This window comes from Micromonospora fiedleri (assembly GCF_016774385.1).
GTDB classification, from domain to species: Bacteria; Actinomycetota; Actinomycetes; order Mycobacteriales; family Micromonosporaceae; genus Micromonospora; species Micromonospora gifhornensis.
This window is the reverse complement of sequence record NZ_JAETXL010000002.1, coordinates 809,785-833,523: the sequence shown is the minus strand read 5'-3', so window position 1 is coordinate 833,523 and position 23,739 is coordinate 809,785. Positions and strand designations below refer to the sequence as shown.

The following is a 23,739-nucleotide window of genomic DNA, read 5'->3' as shown; positions in this document are numbered from 1 at the left end:
CTGTTCAGGCCGCCTAGGTCAGCTTCTCCGGGTTCGCCACCAGGAAGATGTCGGTGATCCGACCGTCGGCGGTGGCGAGGGTGAGGGCGTACCGGTGACCGGCCGCGGTGACCACGACGGCGGCCGGCTGGCCGTTGAGTTCCGTGCGGTGCACGATGAGCGGCCAGCCCTTGGCGCGGATGCCCAGCAGGAAGCGGGCCACCCGGTCGACGCCGGTCACCGGGTTGCGGGCGGACCGCACCCGGCCGCCGCCGTCGCTCCACGCGGTCGCCTCGGCGGCCACCAGGTCGGTCAGCGCGGCCAGATCGCCGCCGTCGACGGCGGCGATGAAGGCGTCCATCAGTCGCTGCTGCTCCGTCCGGTCGACGGTGAAGCGGCGCTGGTCGCGGCCGATCCGCTTGGCGGCCCGATGATGCAGTTGCCGGCAGTCCTCGGCCGAGCGGTCCAGTAGCTCGGCGATCTCGGCGTACGGCATCTCGAAGGCGGTGTGCAGCACGTAGACCGCGCGCTCCGGCGGGGTGAGGCGTTCCAGCAGGTGCAGCAGCGCCATGGCGAGCGAATCGCGCAACTCGGCACGTTCCAGCGGGCCGAACGGCGACGGCGCGGTGGGCACCGGCTCCGGCAGCCACATCCCGACGTACGCCTCCCGGGCCGCCTGCCGAGCGCGGAGCCGGTCGATGGCCAGATGGGTCACCACCCGTGACAGGTAGCGGCGCGGCTCGGCCACGCCGGCCCGGTCGACCCGCATCCACCGCAGGTACGCCTCCTGGAGCACGTCCTCGGCGTCGTGCCGGCTGCCGAGCAGCCGGTAGGCCAGACCGAGCAGCATCGGCCGGTGCGCTTCGAGCGCACCGGCCGCCTCCACCGCGTCGATCGGGCTCAGACCTCGGTCGGCAGGTCCTTGCGGAAGGTCACCGCGATCCGGTTCCACACGTTGATTGTGGCGATCGCCAGCACCAGGTCGGCGAGGGCCTTCTCCGGCCAGACCTTCGCGGCGGCCGCCCAGACGTCGTCGGGTACCCCGTGCTCGCCGAGGCGGGTGACCGCGTCGGTGAGCGCCAGCGCGGTCCGCTCCCGCTCGTCGAAGAAGGGCGCTTCGCGCCACGCCGCCACCGCGAACAGCCGCCGATGCGACTCCCCGGCATCCATCGCATCCCGGCTGTGCATGTCGACGCAGTACGCGCAGCCGTTCAGCATCGACGCCCGCAGTTTCACCAACTCCAGCACGGTGTGATCCACGTTGGCCCGGACGTACTTCTCCAACCCCAGCACGCTCTGGTACGCCTCCGGCGCCACCTCAGCCACATCCATCCGCTGCACGACAACCCCTCCTGACAGTGCCTCCAACACCCCCACGACGCCCCACCCCACCCCCACCGTGACACCCCACCCCTGTGACCCCCACCACCCCCGCCCCCGTCGCCTCGCGCCGCCCTACCCCGCCTCGGCGCCGCCGATCTTGCACTTTGTGTCGGTGCATATCCATCCAGAAGCCGCGTAAGGGCGACCAGAAGTGCAAGATCGCGGGAGAGGGGGTGGGGGAGAGGGAGGGGGTGGGTTATGGGGAGGTGGGGGGCGGGTGGGGTGGGTAGGATGGGGGGAGTGGCGATGATCCGGCTATCACCGGGGAGTCTCCGGAAGAAAGGGCCTTGTGCCCGAGTAGAACCGGACGGGTTCGGCCCGTTACAGCCGGCCTAACGAGCGGGCGGTTGATCCTGACCGTCAAGCGGGGTGGTACCGCGGGCCTTGCCCGGGGCGCTGGTGACGGCGTACCGGAGACGGGCTCGTCCTCGCAGACCCACACACAGTGAGCGTCAGCGAGGAGAGCGACAGGCGATGGCCTATCCGTTGCACGACCCGACCGCCGCCGGTGTCCCGGCGAGCCCGGACCTGCCCGCGGTCGAGCGCCGGGTGCTGGAGCACTGGACGGCCGACAAGACCTTCGAAGCCAGCGTCGAGCAGCGGCCGGCCTCCGGCCGGCAGTCGGAGACGGGCGCCGACGGCGGAGACGCCGACAACGAGTACGTCTTCTACGACGGCCCGCCGTTCGCCAACGGGCTGCCGCACTACGGACACCTGTTCACCGGGTACGTCAAGGACGTGGTGCCGCGCTACCAGACCATGCGCGGTCGGCGGGTGGAGCGGCGCTTCGGCTGGGACTGCCACGGCCTGCCCGCCGAGGTGGTAGCGGAGAAGCAGCTCGGCATCACCAGCAAGGCGGAGATCCTCGACCTGGGCGTGGCCCGGTTCAACGAGGCGTGCCGCACCTCGGTGCTGGAGTTCACCCACGACTGGGAGCGGTACGTCACCCGGCAGGCCCGCTGGGTCGACTTCGCCAACGACTACAAGACCCTCGACCTGGACTACATGGAAAGCGTCATGTGGGCCTTCAAGACCCTGCACGATAAGGGTCTGGTCTACGAGGGCTTCCGGGTGCTGGCGTACTGCTGGCGCTGTGAGACGCCGCTGTCGAACACCGAGACCCGGATGGACGACGTCTACCGGGACCGGCACGACCCGACGCTGACGGTGTGGTTCGAGCTGACCGCCGAGGAGTCCGCGCCGGAACTGGTCCGTGGGCCGGTGCGGCTGGGGGTCTGGACCACCACGCCGTGGACCCTGCCGTCGAACCTGGCGCTCGCCGTCGGCCCGGACATCGAGTACGCCGTGCTGGAGCGCGACGGCGAGCGGTACCTGGTGGGCGCCGGGCGGGTGGCCGCGTACGCCAAGGAACTTGAGGGGTACGAGCAGGTCGGCACGGTGCGCGGGGCGGACCTGGTGGGGCGGCGCTACACCCCGCTGTTCGACTTCCTGGTCGAGCAGGCCGGTGAGAACGCGTACCAGGTGCTCGGGGCGGAGTTCGTGACCACCGAGGACGGTACCGGGATCGTGCACCTGGCCCCGGCCTTCGGTGAGGACGACCAGAACGTCTGCAACGCCGCCGGCATCCCCACCATCGTCACCGTGGACGACCACACCCGGTTCACCGCGCTGGTCCCGCCGTACCAGGGTGAGCAGGTCTTCGACGTCAACAAGCCGGTGATCCGGGAGCTGAAGGACCGGGGGGTGGTGCTCAAGCAGGACACCTACACCCACTCGTACCCGCACTGCTGGCGCTGCGACACCCCGCTGGTCTACAAGGCGGTGTCCTCGTGGTTCGTCGCGGTGACCAAGTTCAAGGACCGGATGGTCGAGCTCAACCAGCAGATCAACTGGACCCCGGGGCACATCAAGGACGGCTCGTTCGGCAAGTGGCTGGCCAATGCCCGGGACTGGTCGATCAGCCGGAACCGGTTCTGGGGCTCCCCGATCCCGGTGTGGCGCTCGGACGACCCGAACTACCCCCGCATCGACGTGTACGGCTCGCTGGCCGAGATCGAGCGGGACTTCGGCGTACGCCTGACCGACCTGCACCGGCCGGCGGTCGACGACCTGGTCCGCCCCAACCCGGACGACCCGACCGGCAAGTCGATGATGCGTCGGGTGCCGGAGGTGCTGGACTGCTGGTTCGAGTCCGGTTCGATGCCGTTCGCCCAGGTGCACTACCCGTTCGAGAACCGGGACTGGTTCGAGCACCACTACCCGGGCGACTTCATCGTCGAGTACATCGGGCAGACCCGCGGCTGGTTCTACACCATGCACGTGCTGGCCACGGCGCTGTTCGACAGGCCGGCGTTCCGTAACTGCCTCAGCCACGGCATCCTGCTCGGCTCGGACGGGCGCAAGATGTCCAAGAGTCTGCGCAACTACCCGGACGTCTACCACGTCTTCGACTCGTACGGCTCGGACGCGATGCGCTGGATGCTGATGTCCTCGCCGGTGCTGCGCGGCGGGGACATGCCGGTCACCGAGTCGGGCATCCGGGACGCCGTCCGGCAGGTGCTGCTGCCGCTGTGGAACGTCTGGTACTTCTTCTCGCTCTACGCCAACGCCGACGGCTACACCGCCCGGCGTCGGACGGACAGCACGCACCTGCTCGACCGGTACGTGCTGGCCAAGACGAACGAGCTGGTGGCGACGGTCGGCGCGCAGATGGACGCGTACGACATCTCCGGCGCCTGCGCCACCGTGCGGTCCTACCTGGACGCGCTGACCAACTGGTACGTGCGTCGCTCCCGGGACAGGTTCTGGTCCGGCGACGCCGACGCGTTCGACACGCTGTCGACGGTGCTGGAGACCCTGTGCCGGGTGGTGGCGCCGCTGGCGCCGCTGACCGCGGAGGAGATCTGGCGCGGGTTGACCGGCGAGCGGTCGGTGCACCTGACCGACTGGCCGGTCGCCGAGGAGTTCCCGGCCGACCACGACCTGGTGGCCGCGATGGACAACGTCCGGGCGGTCGCCTCGGCGGCGCTGTCGCTGCGCAAGGCCAAGGGTCTGCGGGTGCGGTTGCCGCTGTCCACGCTGACCGTGGCCAGCCCGGTCGCCGAGCAGTTGCGTCCCTTCGCCGACCTGGTCGCCGACGAGGTGAACGTCAAGCAGGTCGTCTTCACCGGGGACGTGTCGGCGTACTGCCAGCAGGTGCTGACCGTGGTGCCCCGGGCGCTCGGGCCCCGGGTCGGCAAGCAGGTTCAGCAGGTGATCAAGGCGGTCAAGGCGGGGGAGTGGGAGCTGGTCGACGGCGACCCGGTCGCCGCCGGGGTCACCCTCGCCGAGGGCGAGTACGAGCTGCGCCTGATCGCGGCCGACGCCGAGCACTCGGCACCGCTGCCCGGCGGCGAAGGGGTGGTGGTGCTGGACACCACGGTCACCCCGGAACTGGCCGCCGAGGGGCTGGCCCGCGACGTGGTCCGGGTGGTGCAGCAGGCCCGGCGCGACGCCGACCTGGACATCTCCGACCGGATCGTGGCGACCGTCGACGCCTCGGCGCAGGTGCGGGAGGCGGTGTCGGCATACGCCGACTTCGTGGCCCGGGAGGTGCTGGCCGACCGGGTCGACTTCGCCGAGGGGATCGACGGGTTCGCCGGCGAGGCCGGTGAGGGCGAGCGGGTCACCGTCTCGGTCCGCCGCGTCTGATGGATGAGCAGGGGCCCTTGTCGACGCCCTCGGGCGGCAGCAGGGGCCCCTGTCACGATCCGTCGTCCAGCCAGCGGATCCGGCCCACCTCGCGCATCACGACGTGCGTCCGTCCGCTACGGTGTCAGCGCCCCCACTGCGTACATCACCCATCGTCGGAGGACCAGTGCCGCTGCTCTACACCATCGGCAAGCTCACCGTGGCGCCGACGCTGCGGCTGGCGTTCCGACCGACCGTGGAGGGTCTGGAGCACGTACCGGAGACCGGTGGGGCGATCTTCGCCGGTAACCACCTGTCGGTGGCCGACGAGTTGTTCCTCGGCACGGTCGTCCCCCGGCACCTGGCCTTCTGGGCCAAGTCCGAGTACTTCAGGGGCACCAGCCTCAAGGGGCGGTTCTCGAAGTTCGTCCTCACCGGCCTCGGCGCGATCCCGGTGGAGCGGGCCGGTGGGCGGGCGGCGCTGTCCGCGTTCGACGCGGCCATCCCCGCGCTCAAGGGCGGTGATCTGGTGGCCGTCTATCCCGAGGGCACCCGCTCGCCGGACGGGCGGCTCTACCGGGGCCGCACCGGAGCGGTCCGCCTCGCCATCGCGGCCGGGGTGCCGATCATCCCGGTCGGCATGATCGGGACCGACAAGGTGCAGCCGATCGGCGCTCGGGTGCCGCGCCCCTTCACCGGCAAGAAAATCACCGTCCGGTTCGGCAAACCGCTGGACTTCACCGGCCGGCCGGACGACCGGCTGTCGCTGCGGCAGATGACCGACGAGATGATGGCCGAGATCCAGAAGCTCACCGGTCAGGAGTACGTGCCCCGGTACGCCCCGCCGCGCGCCCAGCCGAAGGCCACCGGCGAGCCGAGCGCCGACTGACCCACGCCGGTCACGGCGCCTTCGAGGCGCGGCGTTTCTCCTGGTCGCGTACGGCGTCGAGGTCGCCGAGCCGGTTCATCTGCGCCATCGTGCGCGCCATCCGGGCGTTGGCCGGGATCCGGTCGCGGTTGCGATCGAGGAACGACCAGTAACCGGCGGTGAACGGGCAGGCCCGCTCACCCAGGCGGACCTTCGGGTCGTACCGGCAGCCGCCGCAGTAGTCGCTCATCCGGTTGATGTACGAGCCGCCGGCCACGTACGGCTTGGTGCTCATCCGTCCCAGGTCGGCGTACTGGCTCATGCCGACGACGTTGACGGTCATCACCCAGTCGTAGCCGTCGACGAAGCTGCGGCGGAAGAAGTCCACCACCTCGGCCGTTCGCCAACCGCGCTGCAACGCGTAGTTGCCGAGCACCATGAGCCGGGGGATGTGGTGCACCCAGCCGTGGTCACGCAGGTCGGCCAGCACATCCGACAGGCAGTGCGCCTGCACCGCGTCGGCGTCCAGGTCGCGGAACCAGCCCGGCATCGCCGCGCGGGCACCCAACGCGTTGCTCCGCTGGTAGCCGGGCTCGAAGTACCAGTACAGGTTCCAGACGAAGTCCCGCCAGCCGAGGATCTGCCGGATGAAGCCCTCCACGCTGGGCAGCGGCACCTTCTCCTTGCGGTACGCCTGCTCCGCGCCCCGGATCGCCGCCATCGGGTCGAGCAGCCCGAGGTTGAACGAGGAGGAGAGCATGCTGTGCGCCAGCCACGGGTCACCGGCGAGCATGGCGTCCTCGTACGGGCCGAAGTGGGGCAGTCGATGCTTGAGGAAGTGCCGCAGCCGTGCCTGGGCCTCCTTGGCGGTGGCCGGGAACCGGCGGGGACCGTCCCGCCCGACGAACCGGATGCCCTCCCGTTCCCAGCGGTCCAGATCCTCGCGCACCTCGGCGTCGATGTCGTCCTCGCGGGGCATCGGCGGAGGCGGTACGTCGAGCCGCTCGACACCCTTCGGTGGCGGCTGGCGGTTCTCGGTGTCGAAGCTCCACCGCCCGCCGACCGGCTCGGCACCGTCGACGAGCACCCGGTGGTGTTCCCGGGCGAACCGGTAGAAGGTCTCCATCCGCAGCGCGCCGCGCCGAGCGTCCGCCCAGTCGGCGAACTCGTCCAGCCCGGTGACGAAGCCGCGGGGCGGCAGTACGGTCACCTGGTCCAGCCCACGGACGAAGTCCAGCGCGGCCCGGGACGTCGGGTGGCAGACCTCCAGCGGTTCGCGTACCCGCCGCAGTGCCTGCCGGTAGGTCTCGGCGCGCAGGAAGATCGCCTGATCGCCCAGTTCGGCCGCCCGGTGGCGCAGGGCGGAGAGCACCAGGTGGGCCTTCTGCCGGTGGAAGGCCCGACGACGGAAGACCGCCTTCGACTCGATCAGCAGCACCGGCTGGCGGCGCTCGTCGAGGAAGTGTGGTCCGAGTTGGTCGGCGAACAGCCAACGCCGAGGCATGACCCGATTGTCCCCGAGCGGGCGCGGGCCGGGGTGGAAACCGGTGCAGGTCAGGCCGGCGTGATGATCTCTTCCCGCAGGGTGTCGAGCAGCCGGGCGCTGTCGTCCACCGAGAGGCCGGTGAACACCGCAGTGGTGAGGCTGCCGTGGTCGACGGAGGTGCAGACGACCACCCCGATGCCGTCGGAGGTGCCCACCGCGCAGCGCCCGTGCCGCCCCCGTACGCCGGTGTCGACCACCTCCGCCGCGCCGAGGGAGTACTCCTGCGTGAGGCGTTCGATCTCGGCGTCGGCGTCGCCTGACGGGTCGAACCGGAAGCCGGTGCCACCGAAGACCGTCACCCGCTTGCCGACGCTTGTGGTGTACACCCCGGCGAAGATGTCGTCGGCGAGCAGGTGCGCCTGGCGGGTCTGGGTCTCCAGCTTCCGGGCGGTCTGCGCGTTGCGCGGATCCTCCCGCAGGCGCAGATCCGCCACCTGCCTGGGAAGCGCGGCGTCCGCCGGGTACTGGGTGGCCATCGGCATGCCGTAGTAGGCCGGGCAGCCGCAGCAGCAGGCCAGCGTCAACAGCAGTACCCAGGGCCAGCGGCGCCGTTTGCGGGCCCGGACGGGCCCGGCGGGCGGTTGCCAGCCGGGCGGCGCGGCCGGTGGCAACTTCTTCGCCTTCCGCCCTCGGGGAGGTGGTGGCGGCGGCCCGACCGGGGCCGGCGGTCGGGCGGCGGGGCGAGTCGACGGCGCGGGCGCCTGGTGCACCGGTGGCGGCGAATACCCTGCTTGCGGATACGCCGGAGACGCCGGTGGCATCGGGGGAGCCGGCGCCGCCGCCGGCGGGGGAAAGCTGGCGGCCGGTGGCTGGTGGGCCGGTGGCGTCGGTGGGCCGGAGTACGGCCGGGTCGGCGGTGGGGCCGGGTAGGACAGTGTCGGCGGGAGCGCCGGGAAGTCGGCCGAGTGCAGTTCCCAGCCGCTGGTGTCGACGCCCGCCCACGGGTCGACCGGGGTCTGGTGCTCCGGCTGGTGGGCCGCGGCGACCGGCGGCGGCGGGGTCGGCTCGGCCGACTCGCCCCAACTGGGGCGGCGCGGCGCTGCCGGCGGTACGGCGGCCGACCCGCTCCAGCGCGGCGCGGGCTCCTCGTCCGGCAGCGGTTGTGGCATCACGCGAGTGCCCTGCGGGCCGACAGCCGTCGGCGGGAGGCCGGCGGGCTGCGCATCGCCCGGGTCGACCGCGGTGCGCTGCGCGTCGCCGGGGTCGATTGCGGTGCGCTGCGCGTCGCCCGGGTCGATTGCGGTGGGGTGCTCGTCACCGGAGCTGCCGGTGGCCTGGCCGGGGCTGCGCGGCTCGTCGTCGGGTTGTCCCGGCGCGGTGGCGGTCGGTGCCGTGGCGTCGGCGTTAGCCGGCGGGGCTGCCGTGGCGTCGCTTCCGACGGGGCTGTCCTCCCGCGTCGGCTGGTCCGCGTCACGCGGCGGGCTGGTGGGGTCGGGCGCGTCGGCAGGCAGCACCTGGGTGCCGTCAGGGCCGGTGGGGGCCCCGAGGACCACCGGGGTGGGCTGTTCCTGGGTGACCGCGGGCTCCCCGTCGCGGTGTGCGTCCGGCCGGTTCCCGTCGACCGGCCGGTCGGTACCCGGCTGCGGCTCCGGCATCGCGGCAATCTCCTCTCACGCCGACCCGAGGTTAGTACCGTCGTGCCAGCGTGTCCGAATCAGGCCGCGTCCGGTACCGGTGGTCGGCCCCGGCAGGGGTACCGGTGGCCCGGCGTGCCGGGGGGACAGGTGTGGCGCGGCCGTCGACGGGCGGGCGCGTACCCTTGGGCATCATGAGCGTCCCGTCCACCACACCGCGCCCCGTCGCGGCCAATTCCGTGTGGCCCCGGCTGGAGCCGCTGCTGCCCCAGGTGACCAAGCCCATCCAGTACGTCGGTGGCGAGCTGGGTGCAGTGGTCAAGGACTGGGACTCGGCGACCGTACGTTGGGCGCTGATGTACCCGGACGCGTACGAGGTCGGCCTGCCCAACCAGGGCGTGCAGATCCTCTACGAGGTGCTCAACGAACTGCCCGACACCCTCGCCGAGCGGACGTACGCGGTCTGGCCGGACCTGGAGAAGCTGATGCGCGCCCACGGCGTGCCGCAGTTCACCGTCGACGCCCACCGGCCGGTACGCGACTTCGACCTGTTCGGCGTGTCGTTCGCCACCGAGCTGGGTTACACCAACCTGCTCACCGCGATCGACCTGGCCGGCATCCCGCTGCTCGCGGCGGACCGGACCGACGCCGACCCGGTGATCGTGGCCGGCGGGCACGCCGCGTTCAACCCGGAGCCGATCGCCGACTTCGTCGACGCCGCCGTGCTGGGCGACGGCGAGGAGGCGGTTCTGGAGATCACCGCGATTCTCCGGGACTGGAAGGCCGAGGGGTGCCCCGGTGGCCGCGACGAGCTGCTGCTGCGGCTGGCGCGTACCGAGAGCGTCTACGTGCCGCGCTTCTACGACGTGGACTACCTGCCCGACGGCCGGATCCAGCGGGTCGTGCCGAACCGGGCGGACGTGCCGTTCCGGGTGCACAAGCGCACGACGATGGACCTGGACGCCTGGCCGTACCCGAAGAAGCCTCTGGTCCCGCTGGCCGAGACGGTGCACGAGCGGTACGCGGTGGAGATCTTCCGGGGTTGCACCCGGGGCTGCCGGTTCTGCCAGGCGGGCATGATCACCCGACCGGTACGCGAGCGGTCCATCACCACCGTCGGGCAGATGGTGCAGCAGGGGCTGGAGTTCTCCGGCTTCCACGAGGTGGGGCTGCTGTCGCTCTCCTCGGCCGACCACTCCGAGATCGGCGACATGTGCTCCGGCCTGGCCGAGCAGTACAAGGGCACGAACGTGTCGCTGTCGCTGCCGTCGACCCGGGTGGACGCGTTCAACATCGAGCTGGCCCAGGAGCTGTCCCGCAACGGGCGGCGGACCGGTCTGACCTTCGCCCCGGAGGGCGGGTCGGAGCGGATCCGCAAGGTCATCAACAAGATGGTCTCCAAGGACGACCTGATCCGTACGGTGGTCACCGCGTACACCAACGGGTGGCGGCAGGTGAAGCTCTACTTCATGTGCGGGCTGCCCACCGAGACCGACGCCGACGTCCTGGAGATCGCCGACATGGCCCACGAGGTCATCCGGGCCGGTCGGGCCGCCACCGGGTCCAAGGACATCCGCTGCACGGTCTCCATCGGCGGGTTCGTGCCGAAGCCGCACACCCCCTTCCAGTGGGCGGCGATGGAACGGCCGGAGGTCATCGACCACCGGCTCAGGCTGCTCAAGCAGGCGATCAACGCGGACCGCTCGCTGGGCCGGGCCATCGGCTACCGCTACCACGACGGTGAGCCGTCCCTGATCGAGGGCCTGCTGTCCCGGGGCGACCGCCGGGTCGGTGCGGTGATCCGCAAGGTCTGGGAGAACGGCGGCCGGTTCGACGGCTGGAGCGAGCACTTCTCGTACCAGCGCTGGGTGGAGGCCGCCGCCGAGGTGCTGCCCGCCTTCGGGGTGGACCTCGACTGGTACACCACCCGCGAGCGCGACGAGCTGGAGGTCCTGCCCTGGGACCACCTGGACTCGGGCCTGGACAAGGACTGGCTCTGGCAGGACTGGCAGGACGCGCTCAGCGAGTACGAGCAGGACGACTGCCGGTGGACGCCGTGTTTCGACTGCGGCGTCTGCCCGACCATGGACACCGAGATCCAGATCGGTCCGACCGGCCGGAAGCTGCTCCCGTTGACCCCGGTCAACGGCTTGAAGCTGCCCACCGGCGCCCAGCAGTGATCTGATCGGGTCTCTCAACGAGGAGCATGAAGATCAGTAAGAGACCACAGCCCGAAGGGGGCCAGGCGCCGGTCGTCCAGCGTGTGCGGATCCGGTACGCCAAACGGGGCCCGTTGCGGTTCACCTCGCACCGGGACTTCGCCCGGGCGTTCGAGCGTGCGTTGCGCCGCGCCGGTGTGCCGATGGCCTTCTCGCAGGGCTTCACCCCGCACCCCAAGATCTCGTACGCCAGTGCGGCGCCGACCGGGGTGGCGAGCGAGGCCGAGTACCTGGAGATCGGCCTGCGTGAACCGGTCGACCCGGACGCGCTGCGCCTGGCGCTGGACGCCGCGCTCTCACCCGGCCTCGACGTGCTCGACGCCGTGGTGGCCACCGGCAGCGGGTTGCCCGACCGGATCGAGGCGTCCCGGTGGCGCGTCGAGTTGCCGCAGGTCGATCCGGAGGTGCTCGCCAAGGCCGTGGCCGCGTTCAGCGCCGCCGAGGAGGTCCAGGTGGAGCGGATGACCAAACAGGGGCGGCGCACCTTCGATGCGCGGGCCGCGGTCATCGCCATCGATGTTGACGTTGCGTCGGTGACGCCTTCCGAGGCATCAGCCGTACCGTGTGCGATACTCGAACTGGTTGTACGGCAGGTCACCCCGTCCGTACGACCCGATGACGTCCTTTCCGGCCTCCGCGTGGTGGCCGGCCTGGAGCCGCCGGTGGCCCCGAAGGTGATCCGGCTGGCTCAGGGCACGCTGACCGCGCAGGGTGCGATCGTGGATCCGCTGGACGCGGATCGCGACGGGGCAACCATCGGCGGACGCTGACCGACGGTCGGCGTCCTGGCAGGCAGACTTCGCCGGTCGCGCACGCCGTGCGCCCGGGGAAACACCTTTTGCGGCATCCCTGCGTGGCAGCGCTCACCCGCGCCCGGGGAAGCCAGAACTGGAGAACGTCCATGCTCGAGAACGAGCCCGAGGGCGGCGAACGGACCGGTGTGAACCCGGCCGCCGAGCCCACCACCGTCGACGCGGCGAGCGAGGCCGGCGGCACCGCCACGCCGCAGGAGACCACTGCCACCGGAGCGGGTGCCACCCCGTCGCAGGAGGCCACCGACACGGTGAGTGGTACGGCCGACCTGGCGGGCGTGCCCACCGGCGAGACACCACCGCGGCGGCGGACCACCCGACGGCGCGCCACCCCGGTCAGCCAGCCCGAACAGACCGATGCTCCGGTGGACGCGCAGAGCACGCCGGCCGTGGGCAGTGCGGAAGCCCCGCAGGCGGAGGTCCTGGCCCCGGTCTCCGGTGACCTGGAGGCGGCACCCAAGACCACACGGCGACGCCGCAAGGCCACCACCGCGGCGAAGAGCACCGAGGAGCCCCTGGCCGCGGCCGAGGTCGAAGTGGCCGCCGGTGACGTCGTACCGCCGGTCAAGGTGACCCGTACCCGGCGGCGGAAGGCCACGCCCGCGGCGGTCGAGCCGGCCGTCGAGACCCCGGCGGAGGTGCCGAGCGCCGAAGAGCCGGAGGTCGCGACCGAACCTGCCGCCGGAACCGACTTCGGAGCCGCAGCCGTTCCGGCCGAGAGCGCTGCCCCCGCACCTGACGAGTCCACCGAAGAGGTCGAGCCGACGGCGCAGACGCCGGCTGCGGGCGCGGCGGCCGAGCCGGCACCGGGCGCGGTGCCGCCACCGGTGACGCAGGTGCCACCGGCGCCGGAGGCGGTCGCGGAGCCGGAGCCTCGGTCGCGCCGCCGCCGGGCCGCGCTCACCGCCCCGACGGTGCTGTTCATGGCCCCCGAGGAGATCACCGCCGCCCGTATCGCCGCCGCCGCGGCGGCGGCCGAGGAGGAGGTCGCCGAGGAATCGGTCGAACCCTCCCGCCGCCGGCGGCGTAGCCGGCGCGAGCCCGAACCGGTCGTGACGGTCGAGGCCGACGAGGAACCCGCCGTCGAGGAGGTCGAGGAGACCGCCGACGAGGACGAGGACGAGGAGACCGCCAGCGCACGGCGTCGTCGTCGGCGTGGTCGCCGGGGCCGGGGACGCGGCAAGGGTGGCGCGGAAGAGGCCGAGGACGGCGAGGACGCCGAGGCCGAGGCCGAGACTGAGACCGCCGAGGCGGGAGAGACCGAAGCCGAGGCCGAGGCCGAGACCGACGAGAACGGCGATGACACCGAGGGCGACGGGTTGACCCGGCGGCGTCGGCGACGGCGTCGGCGCGGTGCCGGTGACACCGAGGGCGCCGCCGATGACGGCGTGCCGACCGTGGTGAAGATCCGGGAGCCCCGTCGTACGGTCGACGAGGTGCAGGGCGTCTCCGGCTCGACCCGGCTGGAGGCCAAGCGGCAGCGCCGTCGGGACGGTCGTGAGCAGCGCCGTACCCGCCCGCCGATCCTCAGCGAGTCCGAGTTCCTGGCCCGCCGGGAAGCCGTCGACCGGGTGATGGCGGTACGCCAGCGCGGTGACCGTACCCAGATCGCGGTGCTCGAGGACGGCGTGCTTGTCGAGCACTACGTCACCCGCAGTTCCACCGGCACCATGGCCGGCAACGTCTACCTCGGCAAGGTGCAGAACGTGCTGCCCAGCATGGAGGCGGCGTTCGTCGACATCGGTCGCGGTCGCAACGCGGTGCTGTATGCCGGCGAGGTCAACTGGGACACCAGCGGCCTGGAGGGTCGGGCCCGCTCGATCGAGCAGGCCCTCAAGTCCGGCGACTCGGTGCTGGTGCAGGTCACCAAGGATCCGATCGGGCACAAGGGCGCCCGGCTGACCAGCCACGTCGCGCTGTCGGGCCGGCACCTGGTGTACGTGCCCGGTGGCAACGCCTCCGGGATCAGCCGCAAGCTGCCCGACACCGAGCGCAAGCGCCTGCGTGACGTGCTGAAGAAGTTGGTGCCCGACGGTGCCGGGGTGATCGTCCGGACCGCGGCCGAGGGGGCCAGCGAGGACGAGCTGGCCCGCGACGTCAAGCGGCTCCAGGCGCAGTGGGAGGACATCCAGGCCAAGGCCGCCGAGGGCGGCGCCCCGGTGCTGCTCTACGAGGAGCCGGACTTGGTCATCCGGGTGGTCCGGGACCTGTTCAACGAGGACTTCCGGGAGCTGGTGATCGAGGGCGACCAGTCGTACGACATGGTCGAGTCGTACCTGTCGCACGTCTCGCCGGACCTGCTCGCCCGGCTGCGCCGGCACGTGGGCACGACGGACGTCTTCGCCGAGTACCGCATCGACGAGCAGATCCTCAAGGGGCTCGACCGCAAGGTCTTCCTGCCCTCCGGCGGTCACCTGGTCATCGACCGCACCGAGGCGATGACCGTGGTCGACGTGAACACCGGCAAGTACACCGGTGCCGGCGGCAACCTGGAGGAGACGGTCACCCGCAACAACCTGGAGGCGGCCGAGGAGATCGTCCGTCAGCTGCGGCTGCGCGACATCGGCGGCATCGTGGTGATCGACTTCATCGACATGGTGCTGGAGTCGAACCGGGAACTGGTGTTGCGCCGGTTGACCGAGTGCCTGGGCCGGGACCGTACCAAGCACCAGGTCACCGAGATCACGTCGCTGGGCCTCGTGCAGATGACCCGTAAGCGGATCGGCGCCGGTCTGCTGGAGGCGTTCAGCGAGACCTGCGAGTGCTGCAAGGGCCGGGGCCTGGTCATCCACACCGAGCCGGTGCCGGAGAAGCCCCGCTCCGGTGGCGCGGAGAAGGTCAAGGCGGTCGCCTCGGCTGCTGCGCCGACGACGGAGCAGCCGACCGCCTCGTCCCGGCGTCGGGCTCGCAAGAGCGCTGCGGCCGAGCGGACCGTGGTGGAGGTCGCCGAGGTCGACGACACGAGCAGCGCCGACGCCGACTACCACGACACCATGGGCTACGACCTGTCGCGCTACGAGGCGGAGACCCCGGCCACGCCGGACGTCGCCGACAGCCAGCAGGGTGAGTCGGCTCGGCTGGCCGCGCCGGACGACCCGGATGCGCTCGCCGAGGACGACGAGGACGACAGCGGCTCCGGTCGCCGTCGCTCCCGCCGGGCCGGTGCTCGGCGCCGTACCCGCCCCTGAGCTGAGCACACTCGTGGTGGCCCCTCCCTGCGGTGACGTCCGCGAGGAGGGGCTGCTGCGTGTCGGCGGTCGGGCCGGGCCCGGCGTGGGGCGGGGGCGGTTTGGGGCGCGGGGCAGGCATGGCGTACGCTTGCCTGCGGCGCACCCTTGTGTGCCGAGTTCTCGCGTGCCCGCGCCGCCGTGCCTCTGCTACCCGGCGAGCCGCCGCGGGGACGACCGACCGGCAACGGTGGGAAAAGACGCTAGCAGCCTCAACGACAGGGAGTGCGCCTCCGATGTACGCGATCGTCAAGACCGGCGGCAAGCAGTACAAGGTCGCCGAAGGCGACGTGATCGAGGTCGAGAAGCTCGTCGGTGCTCCCGGCGACGCGGTGAAGCTCGCCGCGGTGCTCCTCGTCGACGGTGACGACCTGGTGACCGACGCGGCCAAGCTCGCGCAGGTCGAGGTGTCCGGCGAGATCGCCGCACACACCAAGGGCCCGAAGATCCGGATCCACAAGTTCAAGAACAAGACCGGCTACCACAAGCGCCAGGGTCACCGCCAGCCGCTGACCCAGGTCAAGGTGACCGGCATCTCCAGCGGGAAGTAGGTCGTCTCAAGATGGCTCACAAAAAGGGTGCGTCCAGCTCGCGTAACGGCCGGGACTCCGCGGCCCAGCGGCTCGGCGTGAAGCGCTTCGGTGGTCAGGTCGTCAGCGCGGGCGAGATCATCGTCCGGCAGCGTGGCACCAAGTTCCACCCCGGTGACCTGGTCGGCCGCGGCGGAGACGACACGCTCTTCGCGCTGGCCGCCGGTGCGGTCCAGTTCGGCAGCAAGCGCGGTCGCAAGACCGTCAGCATCGTGCCGCAGCAGTAACTCTCCGGCGTGAGCGGGCCGTGGACCTGATGTCCCGGCCCGCTTCGCCTTTTCAGATGCGGGGCTGCTCCCCGCTGGAAGGATTGCGGCGTGACGATGTTCGTTGACCGGGTCGTCCTGCACCTGCAGGCCGGCGACGGTGGGCACGGCTGTGTCTCGATCCACCGGGAGAAGTTCAAGCCGTTCGGCGGCCCCGACGGGGGTAACGGCGGGCACGGCGGCAGCGTCTCCCTGGTGGTCGACCCGCAGGTGCACACGCTGCTCGACTTCCACTTCCGCCCGCACATCAAGGCGCAGAACGGCCGCGGCGGCGCCGGCTCCAACCGGGACGGCGCCAACGGCGCGGACCTGGTCCTCACGGTGCCCGACGGCACGGTCGTGCAGACCCTGGACGGCACCGTGCTCGCCGACATGGTGGGTGCCGGCACCACCTTCGAGGTGGCCCGGGGCGGTCGTGGCGGCCGGGGCAACGCCTCGCTGGCCAACGCCCGCCGCAAGGCCCCCGGCTTCGCCGAGCTGGGCGAGCCGGGTGAGCACCTGGACGTGGTCCTGGAACTCAAGAGCGTCGCCGACGTCGGTCTGGTGGGTTTCCCGTCGGCCGGTAAGTCGTCGCTGATCTCGGTGATCTCCGCAGCCAAGCCGAAGATCGCCGACTACCCGTTCACCACCCTGGTGCCCAACCTCGGTGTGGTCCGGGTCGACAACCACACCTTCACCGTGGCCGACGTGCCGGGCCTGATCCCCGGTGCGGCCACCGGCAAGGGCCTCGGGCTGGAGTTCCTCCGGCACATCGAGCGGTGCGCCGTGCTGGTGCACGTCATCGACACCGCGACCCTGGAGCCGGGTCGGGACCCGCTGGCCGACATCGACACCATCGAGGCGGAACTCGCGGAGTACGGCGGTCTGGCCGATCGGCCGCGGCTGGTCGCATTGAACAAGATCGACGTACCCGACGGGCGGGATCTGGCCGACATCGTCCGGCCCGACCTTGAGGCGCGGGGACTGAAGGTCTTCGAGGTGTCCGCGGCCACCCGGGAAGGGCTCAAGGAGCTCACCTACGCGATGGCGGCGATGGTGGAGCAGTCGCGTGCCGCGGCGCCGCCGGCCGAGCCGACCCGGATCGTGCTCCGGCCGAAGGCGGTCGACGACGCCGGCTTCACCATCGAGGCGGAGCCGGACGGCTCGTACACCGTGCGGGGTGTCCGCCCCGAGCGGTGGGTGCGCCAGACGAACTTCGACAACGACGAGGCGGTGGGCTACCTCGCCGACCGGCTGGCCCGACTCGGTGTCGAGGACCAGTTGGCCAAGGCGGGCGCCCAACCGGGCGATCTGGTCCGCATCGGTGAGCGGGAGTTCGACTGGCAGCCGACCCTCTACGCGGGTGCCGAGTTCACGCCCGGGGCCCGGGGACGTGACGTCCGGCTGGAGGAGAAGTCGACCCGGGCGAGCGCGGCCGAACGGCTGGCGGCCCGCAAGGCTCGCCGGCAGCGGCCCGCCGACGAGGTGGAGGCGGCACCCGTGGCTGCGGCGACCCTTGAGGATGCGGCGGCCATCGAGGCGGACGACGCCGAGTAGGCCGACCGCTGCGGAAGATCAGGGGCGGTCGAGGGGATCGTCGAGTCGACCGCCGGTGCCGACGTTGTTGGACAGCAGCAGGCCCAGGGCCAGCATGCCGAAACCGAGCCCGAGGTGCAGGAAGTCGTCCGCGCCGTTGACCGGGATGAAGTTGGCGCTGCTGTCGTCCTCGGTCGCCCACCCGTACAGCCACAGGGCGAGGTAGACGGCCCCGCCGGCGGTCAGGAAGATCCGCGCGCCGGCCAGCCGGCGGGCCAGCACCAGGCCGATCAGGCCGAAGCCGAGATGCAGCAGGTTGTGCAGGATCGAGACCTGGAACAGGCCGAGCAGCTTCGCCCCGGAGTGGTGCCCGGCGAAGGTCATGTCGCCGTAGCCGGTGGTGATGCCGGGGATGAAGCCTGCCACGCCGAGGACCAGGAAGAGGGCTGCCACGGCCAGGGCGGCGAGTTGGACGCGGCTACGTCCGGGCCGACCGCGGCGTGCGTGATGCGCCATTTATGTCACCCCTGTGGATCTGGATACGCGCGCGGCCGAGGGGGCGGCGAGGCTGGGCGATCTCGCTGGCCCGTTGGTCCTCCATTGTCGTAAGCCCGGCGGTGCTCCCGCAGCGAAACGACCAATCAGACACGGCCCGCCAGGGCGCCCGTGGCTACGAGATCTTCGAGAAGAAGTAGGACGGGTGCCTGCGGACGGTGTTGCACCCGGCCTGACGCGCCGGGGCTGTCGTTGTCGACTCGCGGACCCGGGTGGTGTGGGCCAGCTGGCCCCTCCCGGGAGCAGACGTTCCTGGTTGACTGCGGTCAGCGTCGGCGACGCCGCCCACCCGGGCGGTGTGCACCGCGTCGGCCGGCCTGCGGCGGAGCGTCGGCGGGGCGGGGTGCGGCAGGTGGGCCGGCGGGCACGCGGGGGAGGACGCATGCGGGACAACAGGCCGCCACACTGGCGGCGATGGATGGCCGGGGCGCTGTGTGGTGGCGGCGACCCACCACTGATCGGGCCGCCCCGGCGGGTGGTCCGGCCGGAACGGTGCTTCACCGCGCACCTCGGCTTCACCGCGCCTGATCTGGCGACCGCACGGGAAACGGCGGTCGGATACGCGGAGGCGCTGAGCGTGTTGCGGGCCGAGGTGGCGCTCGGCGCGTCCGCGGTGTCCCCGGCCGAGGACTGGCGGCGGGCCGAGCGGCTGTTCTGCGGGGCGGTCGGCCCCGACGGCGAGCGTTGCGTCGACGTCGCCGGTCACCCGGGGTTCCATCACGCGCCGGGGCCCGGTGGGCTGGGTTGGGGTGATGGCGATGTCGTCTGAGGGATCGCCCCGGTCCGGCACGGCGGGGTCGGGCCCGCCGACCGGGGCGGTGGGTCCCGCCGGTCAGTCGAGGTCGAACTCACCGTCCTGGGCGCCCGCGACGAAGGCGTCCCACTCGGCCTGGGTGAACACCAGCACCGGGCCGTCCGGCTCGGCGGAGTTGCGCATGCCGATCAGGTCGTCGACGAAGGCGACCTCCACGGCGGCCTCGGAGGTGTCCCCCTCGGCACGCTGCCAGACCGCCCGGGAGAGGTCGAAGTCGCCCTTGGGGTGCGTTGTCATGGTCCAGTCCTCCAGCGTCGGTGGGTGGGGGCGCTCCATGCGACCCCATCCGGCAGGATAAGCGGATGCCGAGCCTGAGCCGTGCAGAGTCGACCGCGCGTGGCGCGTCGATCGCCGTCGAGTCGTACCACGTGGATCTCGACCTGACCGGGGGCGGCGAGCGGTTCCGGTCGCAGGTCACGATCCGGTTCACCGCCACCGGCACCGAGACCTTCGCCGAGGTCAAGCCCGCAGAACTGCTGGCCGTACGCCTCAACGGCGTCGACCTCGACCCGGCCGCGCTGGACGACAACCGGCTGGCCCTCACCGGGCTGGCCGAGGAGAACACGCTGACCGTCGAGGCGGAGATGGCGTACACCAACACCGGCGAAGGGCTGCACCGGTTCGTCGACCCGGCCGACGGGGAGACCTACCTCTACGCCATGTCCTTCCTGGACGACGTGCAGCGCATCTTCGCCGCCTTCGACCAGCCCGACCTGAAGGCCCCGGTGACCCTCTCGGTCATCGCACCGCCACACTGGACGGTCGCGGCCAACGCCGAACTGGCCGTCCAGCCCGGGCCGGGGCGTTGGGAGTTCGCCCCCACCCTGCCGATCTCGACGTACCTGTTCAGCCTGATCGCCGGGCCGTGGCATGTCCGCCGCGACGAGCACGACGGCGTTCCGCTCGGCATCTACTGCCGGCGTTCCCTGGCCGAGCACCTGGACGCCGACGCCGAGGAGATCTTCACCGTCACCAAGCAGTGCCTCGACCGCTTCCACCGGCTGTTCGACGAGCGCTATCCGTTCGGCAAGTACGACCAGGCGTTCGTGCCGGAGTTCAACGCGGGCGCCATGGAGAATCCCGGGCTGGTCACCTTCCGCGACGACTACGTCTTCCGATCCGCGGTCACCGACACGCAGCGTGAGCTGCGGGCCACCACCATCGCCCACGAGATGGCCCACATGTGGTTCGGCAACCTGGTCACCATGCGGTGGTGGGACGACCTGTGGCTCAACGAGTCGTTCGCGGAATACCTCGGCACCCGGGTCACCGCCGAGGCGACCCGGTTCGACCAGGCATGGACGACGTTCGCCATGCGCCGCAAGGCGTGGGGGTACGCGGCGGACCAGCGTCCCTCCACCCATCCGGTGGCTCCGGACGAGCTGTCCGACGCGGCAGAGGCGCTGCTCAACTTCGACGGCATCTCGTACGCCAAAGGTGCCAGTGTGCTGCGGCAACTGGTGGCGTGGCTGGGCGACGAGCCCTTCCTGGCCGGGCTGAACGACCACTTCTCCCGGCACCGGTTCGGCAACGCCACCCTGGCCGATCTCCTCGCCAGCCTCGGCGCGGCGAGCGGGCGGGACCTGGCCGGTTGGGCGCAGGCGTGGTTGCGTGCCGCCCAGGTCAACACGTTGCGGGCCGAGGTGGCCCTGGACGCCGACGGCCGCTACCGGGAGGTGGCGGTCCTGCAGACCGCGCCGTCGACGCATCCGGTGCTGCGTCCGCACCGCATCGGCGTGGGGCGGTACGCCGTCGACGGCAGCGCCGACCGCTTCGAGGTCGACCTGGATCCGAGCACCGACGGTGGCCGGACGGTGCTCGACCGGTTGACCGGTGAGCCGGCGTCGGCCGTCCTGCTGCCCAACGACGGTGACCTCACCTTCGCCAAGATCCGTCTCGATTCCGCCTCGGTCGACGCGGTGCCGCTGCTGCTTCCCCGGCTGACCGATCCGCTGGCCCGGGCTCTGCTGTGGGGCGAGGCGCTGGATGCGGCGACCGACGGTGAGCGGCCGGTGATGGCGGTGGTGGAGCTGATCGGGAAGGCGCTGCCCACCGAGACCGAGGTGATCATCGCCGAGGACGTGCTGGCCCTGAGCCGTTCGCTTGTCGACCGATACCTCGATCCGTCGATGCGGCAGACCGCCCTGGCGGTGATCGACAAAGCCTGCCGCCGGATGCTCGACACGGCTCCCGCCGGCGGGTCCATGCAGCTGGCCGCGGCGCGGGGCCGGATCGCCGCGACCACCGACGCCGCCCTGCTCACCGGTTGGCTCGACGGCCGAGGTGTCCCGGACGGCCTGGCGGTCGACACCGAGTTGCGGTGGAAGATCCTCGGTCGGCTGGTGGTGCTCGGTGCGGCGGGTGCGGCCGAGATCGAGGCGGAGGCGACGGCCGATCGGAGCGCCGCAGGTGCCGAGCATGCCGCGCGGTACCGAGCCGCGCTGCCGGATCCGGCAGCCAAACAGGCCGCCTGGCAGATGATCGTGGCCGACACCACGGTCTCCAACCGGCTGATCGAGGCGACCGCGGCCGGCTTCTGGCAGCCCGAGCAGGCCGAGCTGACCGCCGAGTACGTGCCGCGCTACTTCGCCGACATGCCGGCCATGGCGCGACTGCGTACGCCCTGGGTGGCCGACGAGGTGGCGAAGCTCGCCTTCCCCCGCTACGCGGTGGCGCAGCCCACCCGGGAGGCGGCCGCGGCGCTGCTGTCCCGGGACGACCTCACGCCCGGCCTGCGCCGGGTGATCACCGACGCCGACGACGACCTGCGTCGTGCCCTGGTCGCGCGGACGGCGGTGGCTGCCACGACTGCCTGATCTGCGTGGCGGGACGTGAGCTCTCCGTCATGCCCGGCCTGAAATGAGGCCGGCTCGGACTACGATCATGGGGTGACGGAAGACAGCCGGCGGATCGGGATCATGGGCGGCACGTTCGATCCGATCCATCACGGGCACCTGGTGGCCGCCAGTGAGGTCGCGGACCGGTTCGGGCTGGACGAAGTGATTTTCGTGCCGACCGGCGAACCGTGGCAGAAGGCGGATCTTCCGGTCAGTTCGGCCGAGGACCGTTACCTCATGACCGTGGTCGCCACCGCCTCCAATCCACGCTTTCAGGTCAGTCGGGTGGACATCGACCGTGGCGGCCCGACCTATACCGTCGACACCCTGCGGGACCTGCACGCGATGTACGGCCCCAAGGCGCAACTGTTCTTCATCACCGGCGCGGACGCGCTGGAACGCATCCTGAGCTGGAAGAACCTCGACGAGATCTTCGAACTCGCCCACTTCATCGGGGTGACCCGACCGGGATTCGCATTGTCCGACGCTCACCTGCCCGCCGACACGGTCAGCCTGGTCCAGGTGCCGGCGATGGCGATATCGTCCACCGATTGTCGGGCGCGGGTCGCCCGCGGTGAGCCGGTCTGGTACCTGGTGCCGGACGGTGTGGTGCAGTACATCGCAAAACGGCGTCTCTATCAGCAGTGATACGTCCACTTATGCGATAGATAATGTCGATTCCGGGCTTAAACTGGCAGGTCGCGTTTGCGGGCCGTGTGAGAGGCTTGGGGTATCGCACGGTTGATCGAAGGAGAACGGTGACTGTTTCCGAGCGCGCTCACGAGCTGGCGATCGCCGCAGCCCAGGCGGCGGCGGACAAGAAGGCTCAGGACATCGTCATCATCGACGTGGGTGACCAGCTCGCCATCACCGACGCGTTCGTGCTCGCCGCGGCGTCGAACGAGCGGCAGGTGCTGGCCATCGTCGACGCCATCGAGGAAGCCCTGCTCAACCTGCCGGAGAAGGCGAAGCCGATTCGGCGCGAGGGTGAGCGCGGCGGGCGCTGGGTGCTGCTCGACTACGTCGACGTCGTGGTGCACGTCCAGCACACCGAGGAGCGCGAGTTCTACGCCCTCGACCGGCTCTGGAAGGACTGCCCGACCATCCCGTTCGTCGACCGGGACCTGGCTCGCGTCGAGGCCGCCGCCGGATCGGGCGAGTGACCCGGCTGCTCATCTGGCGGCACGGCAACACCGACTGGAACGCCGCCAGCCGGGTGCAGGGGCAGTCCGACATCCCCCTCAACGATCTCGGCCGTGAGCAGGCCCGCGAGGCCGCGCCGTTGCTCGCGGCACTGCGTCCGGACGCGATCGTCGCCAGCGACCTGAGCCGCGCGGCGGACACCGCCGCCGCGCTGGCCGCGCTCACCGGCCTGCCGGTACGCTCCGACGCCCGGCTGCGGGAACGCCACTTCGGCCGGTGGCAGGGGCTTCTGCTCACCGAGGTCGCCGAACAGTTCCCCGACGAGTACGCCCGTTGGCGAGCCGGTGATCCAGCACCCGGGGCGGACGTCGAACCCCTCGACGAGCTGGGCAAGAGGATGGGCACCGCCCTGCACGAGATCGCCGACGAGATGGCCGGTGGCACGATCGTCGTCGCGACCCACGGCGGCGCGGCACGGCAGGGCTGCGGGCAACTACTGGGCTGGGACCACTCCGTGCTGCGTACCGTCGGCCCTCTCCGCAACTGCCACTGGACCGAACTCCACCACCACCCCGAACAGGGCTGGCACCTCCGCGCCCACAACGTAGGCCGCATCGCCACACCCCCCACCGAACCCGTCTGAACCGCGCCGCCGCCGGTTGAGTAGTTGATCAAGAAGTTTGCGTCGTGGTTGCGTCGATCGGTGACGCAAACCTCTTGATCAACCAGGTGGGTTGGGGCCCGGGGTGGGTTTTGGGGTTGAACCGGTGGGGGCGAGGGC

Annotated in this window: 19 protein-coding genes; 13 read left to right on the top strand and 6 right to left on the bottom strand. The window is 71.3% G+C overall.

The genetic code is table 11. The annotated features are described in order from the left end of the window. Positions 1 to 13 precede the first annotated feature (13 nt). Positions 14 to 931: an RNA polymerase sigma factor SigJ gene (sigJ, locus tag JMF97_RS07770; RefSeq protein WP_307816809.1), complete on the bottom strand. Its 918-nt coding sequence runs from the start codon at positions 929 to 931 to the stop codon at positions 14 to 16. After that, a complete protein-coding gene (locus JMF97_RS07765) occupies positions 880 to 1,311 on the bottom strand; it encodes a carboxymuconolactone decarboxylase family protein (protein ID WP_199743934.1) in 432 nt (143 codons plus the stop codon). The genes sigJ and JMF97_RS07765 overlap by 52 nt, the downstream gene beginning before the upstream one ends. Positions 1,312 to 1,836: 525 nt before the next feature. Between JMF97_RS07765 and ileS the strand changes: the two genes are divergently transcribed. Together ileS and JMF97_RS07755 are read left to right on the top strand one after the other, a co-directional pair. Beyond that, a complete protein-coding gene (ileS, locus tag JMF97_RS07760) occupies positions 1,837 to 5,013 on the top strand; it encodes an isoleucine--tRNA ligase (protein WP_203220849.1) in 3,177 nt (1,058 codons plus the stop codon). A 166-nt stretch (positions 5,014 to 5,179) separates the two neighbouring features. Further along, positions 5,180 to 5,881 carry a lysophospholipid acyltransferase family protein gene (locus JMF97_RS07755; protein ID WP_203220848.1) on the top strand — a complete coding sequence of 234 codons (702 nt, stop codon included), beginning with the start codon at positions 5,180 to 5,182 and terminating at the stop codon, positions 5,879 to 5,881. 10 nt (positions 5,882 to 5,891) lie between these two features. Here the strand turns inward: JMF97_RS07755 and JMF97_RS07750 are convergent, their stop codons facing one another. After that, complete coding sequence (locus JMF97_RS07750) at positions 5,892 to 7,364, bottom strand: cryptochrome/photolyase family protein (protein WP_203220847.1); 1,473 nt, start codon at positions 7,362 to 7,364, stop codon at positions 5,892 to 5,894. Between the two features lie 50 nt (positions 7,365 to 7,414). Next, positions 7,415 to 8,515, bottom strand: a complete 1,101-nt coding sequence (locus JMF97_RS31140; RefSeq protein ID WP_412101349.1) for a hypothetical protein — start codon at positions 8,513 to 8,515, stop codon at positions 7,415 to 7,417. 659 nt (positions 8,516 to 9,174) lie between these two features. Here JMF97_RS31140 and JMF97_RS07740 point away from each other — a divergent pair. The 6 genes from JMF97_RS07740 to obgE all read left to right on the top strand — a co-directional run bounded on the left by JMF97_RS07740 (position 9,175) and on the right by obgE (position 17,630). After that, positions 9,175 to 11,160, top strand: coding sequence for a TIGR03960 family B12-binding radical SAM protein (locus JMF97_RS07740; RefSeq protein WP_203220846.1), 1,986 nt, complete (start codon positions 9,175 to 9,177; stop codon positions 11,158 to 11,160). 26 nt (positions 11,161 to 11,186) lie between these two features. Then, complete coding sequence (locus tag JMF97_RS07735) at positions 11,187 to 11,969, top strand: TIGR03936 family radical SAM-associated protein (protein WP_203220845.1); 783 nt, start codon at positions 11,187 to 11,189, stop codon at positions 11,967 to 11,969. Positions 11,970 to 12,100: 131 nt separating this feature from the next. Continuing rightward, the gene (locus JMF97_RS07730) at positions 12,101 to 15,199 is read left to right on the top strand and encodes an Rne/Rng family ribonuclease (RefSeq protein ID WP_203220844.1); all 3,099 of its coding nucleotides are present in this window, start codon (positions 12,101 to 12,103) and stop codon (positions 15,197 to 15,199) included. 275 nt (positions 15,200 to 15,474) lie between these two features. Continuing rightward, positions 15,475 to 15,789 carry a 50S ribosomal protein L21 gene (gene rplU, locus JMF97_RS07725; protein ID WP_013735422.1) on the top strand — a complete coding sequence of 105 codons (315 nt, stop codon included), beginning with the start codon at positions 15,475 to 15,477 and terminating at the stop codon, positions 15,787 to 15,789. Between the two features lie 11 nt (positions 15,790 to 15,800). Continuing rightward, positions 15,801 to 16,055, top strand: coding sequence for a 50S ribosomal protein L27 (gene rpmA / locus JMF97_RS07720; protein WP_013735421.1), 255 nt, complete (start codon positions 15,801 to 15,803; stop codon positions 16,053 to 16,055). Positions 16,056 to 16,145: 90 nt separating this feature from the next. Then, a complete protein-coding gene (obgE, locus tag JMF97_RS07715) occupies positions 16,146 to 17,630 on the top strand; it encodes a GTPase ObgE (protein WP_203220843.1) in 1,485 nt (494 codons plus the stop codon). An 18-nt stretch (positions 17,631 to 17,648) separates the two neighbouring features. Here the strand turns inward: obgE and JMF97_RS07710 are convergent, their stop codons facing one another. Continuing rightward, positions 17,649 to 18,125, bottom strand: coding sequence for a DUF4383 domain-containing protein (locus JMF97_RS07710; protein ID WP_102659210.1), 477 nt, complete (start codon positions 18,123 to 18,125; stop codon positions 17,649 to 17,651). A gap of 421 nt (positions 18,126 to 18,546) precedes the next feature. Between JMF97_RS07710 and JMF97_RS07705 the strand changes: the two genes are divergently transcribed. Next, positions 18,547 to 18,933 (top strand): hypothetical protein, encoded by a 387-nt coding sequence (locus tag JMF97_RS07705; protein ID WP_203220842.1) that lies wholly within the window; start codon positions 18,547 to 18,549, stop codon positions 18,931 to 18,933. A 63-nt stretch (positions 18,934 to 18,996) separates the two neighbouring features. On the opposite strand, the gene JMF97_RS07700 is transcribed toward JMF97_RS07705, so the two are convergent. Next, entirely contained in the window at positions 18,997 to 19,215 is a 219-nt protein-coding gene (locus tag JMF97_RS07700) for a DUF397 domain-containing protein (RefSeq protein WP_012014682.1), read from the bottom strand. Positions 19,216 to 19,280: 65 nt separating this feature from the next. On the opposite strand from JMF97_RS07700, the gene pepN reads away from it, so the two are divergent. The 4 genes from pepN (at position 19,281) to JMF97_RS07680 (ending at position 23,601) form a co-directional block, all read left to right on the top strand. Further along, complete coding sequence (pepN, locus tag JMF97_RS07695) at positions 19,281 to 21,794, top strand: aminopeptidase N (RefSeq protein WP_203220841.1); 2,514 nt, start codon at positions 19,281 to 19,283, stop codon at positions 21,792 to 21,794. 72 nt (positions 21,795 to 21,866) lie between these two features. After that, positions 21,867 to 22,463, top strand: a complete 597-nt coding sequence (nadD, locus tag JMF97_RS07690; RefSeq protein WP_203220840.1) for a nicotinate-nucleotide adenylyltransferase — start codon at positions 21,867 to 21,869, stop codon at positions 22,461 to 22,463. A gap of 110 nt (positions 22,464 to 22,573) precedes the next feature. Then, entirely contained in the window at positions 22,574 to 22,978 is a 405-nt protein-coding gene (gene rsfS / locus JMF97_RS07685) for a ribosome silencing factor (RefSeq protein ID WP_203220839.1), read from the top strand. Next, positions 22,975 to 23,601 carry a histidine phosphatase family protein gene (locus JMF97_RS07680; protein WP_203220838.1) on the top strand — a complete coding sequence of 209 codons (627 nt, stop codon included), beginning with the start codon at positions 22,975 to 22,977 and terminating at the stop codon, positions 23,599 to 23,601. Before rsfS ends, JMF97_RS07680 begins: the two co-directional genes overlap by 4 nt. Positions 23,602 to 23,739 lie beyond the last annotated feature (138 nt).

What these genes read in the sequence shown, in the direction of transcription:
- JMF97_RS07765 (WP_199743934.1), bottom strand. Translation starts at nt 1,311, where the DNA reads ATGGATGTGGCTGAGGTGGCGCCGGAGGCGTACCAGAGCGTGCTGGGG.
- ileS (WP_203220849.1), top strand. Translation starts at nt 1,837, where the DNA reads ATGGCCTATCCGTTGCACGACCCGACCGCCGCCGGTGTCCCGGCGAGC.
- JMF97_RS07750 (WP_203220847.1), bottom strand. Translation starts at nt 7,364, where the DNA reads ATGCCTCGGCGTTGGCTGTTCGCCGACCAACTCGGACCACACTTCCTC.
- JMF97_RS31140 (WP_412101349.1), bottom strand. Translation starts at nt 8,515, where the DNA reads ATGCCACAACCGCTGCCGGACGAGGAGCCCGCGCCGCGCTGGAGCGGG.
- JMF97_RS07740 (WP_203220846.1), top strand. Translation starts at nt 9,175, where the DNA reads ATGAGCGTCCCGTCCACCACACCGCGCCCCGTCGCGGCCAATTCCGTG.
- JMF97_RS07735 (WP_203220845.1), top strand. Translation starts at nt 11,187, where the DNA reads ATGAAGATCAGTAAGAGACCACAGCCCGAAGGGGGCCAGGCGCCGGTC.
- JMF97_RS07730 (WP_203220844.1), top strand. Translation starts at nt 12,101, where the DNA reads ATGCTCGAGAACGAGCCCGAGGGCGGCGAACGGACCGGTGTGAACCCG.
- rplU (WP_013735422.1), top strand. Translation starts at nt 15,475, where the DNA reads ATGTACGCGATCGTCAAGACCGGCGGCAAGCAGTACAAGGTCGCCGAA.
- rpmA (WP_013735421.1), top strand. Translation starts at nt 15,801, where the DNA reads ATGGCTCACAAAAAGGGTGCGTCCAGCTCGCGTAACGGCCGGGACTCC.
- JMF97_RS07710 (WP_102659210.1), bottom strand. Translation starts at nt 18,125, where the DNA reads ATGGCGCATCACGCACGCCGCGGTCGGCCCGGACGTAGCCGCGTCCAA.
- JMF97_RS07705 (WP_203220842.1), top strand. Translation starts at nt 18,547, where the DNA reads ATGCGGGACAACAGGCCGCCACACTGGCGGCGATGGATGGCCGGGGCG.
- JMF97_RS07700 (WP_012014682.1), bottom strand. Translation starts at nt 19,215, where the DNA reads ATGACAACGCACCCCAAGGGCGACTTCGACCTCTCCCGGGCGGTCTGG.
- pepN (WP_203220841.1), top strand. Translation starts at nt 19,281, where the DNA reads ATGCCGAGCCTGAGCCGTGCAGAGTCGACCGCGCGTGGCGCGTCGATC.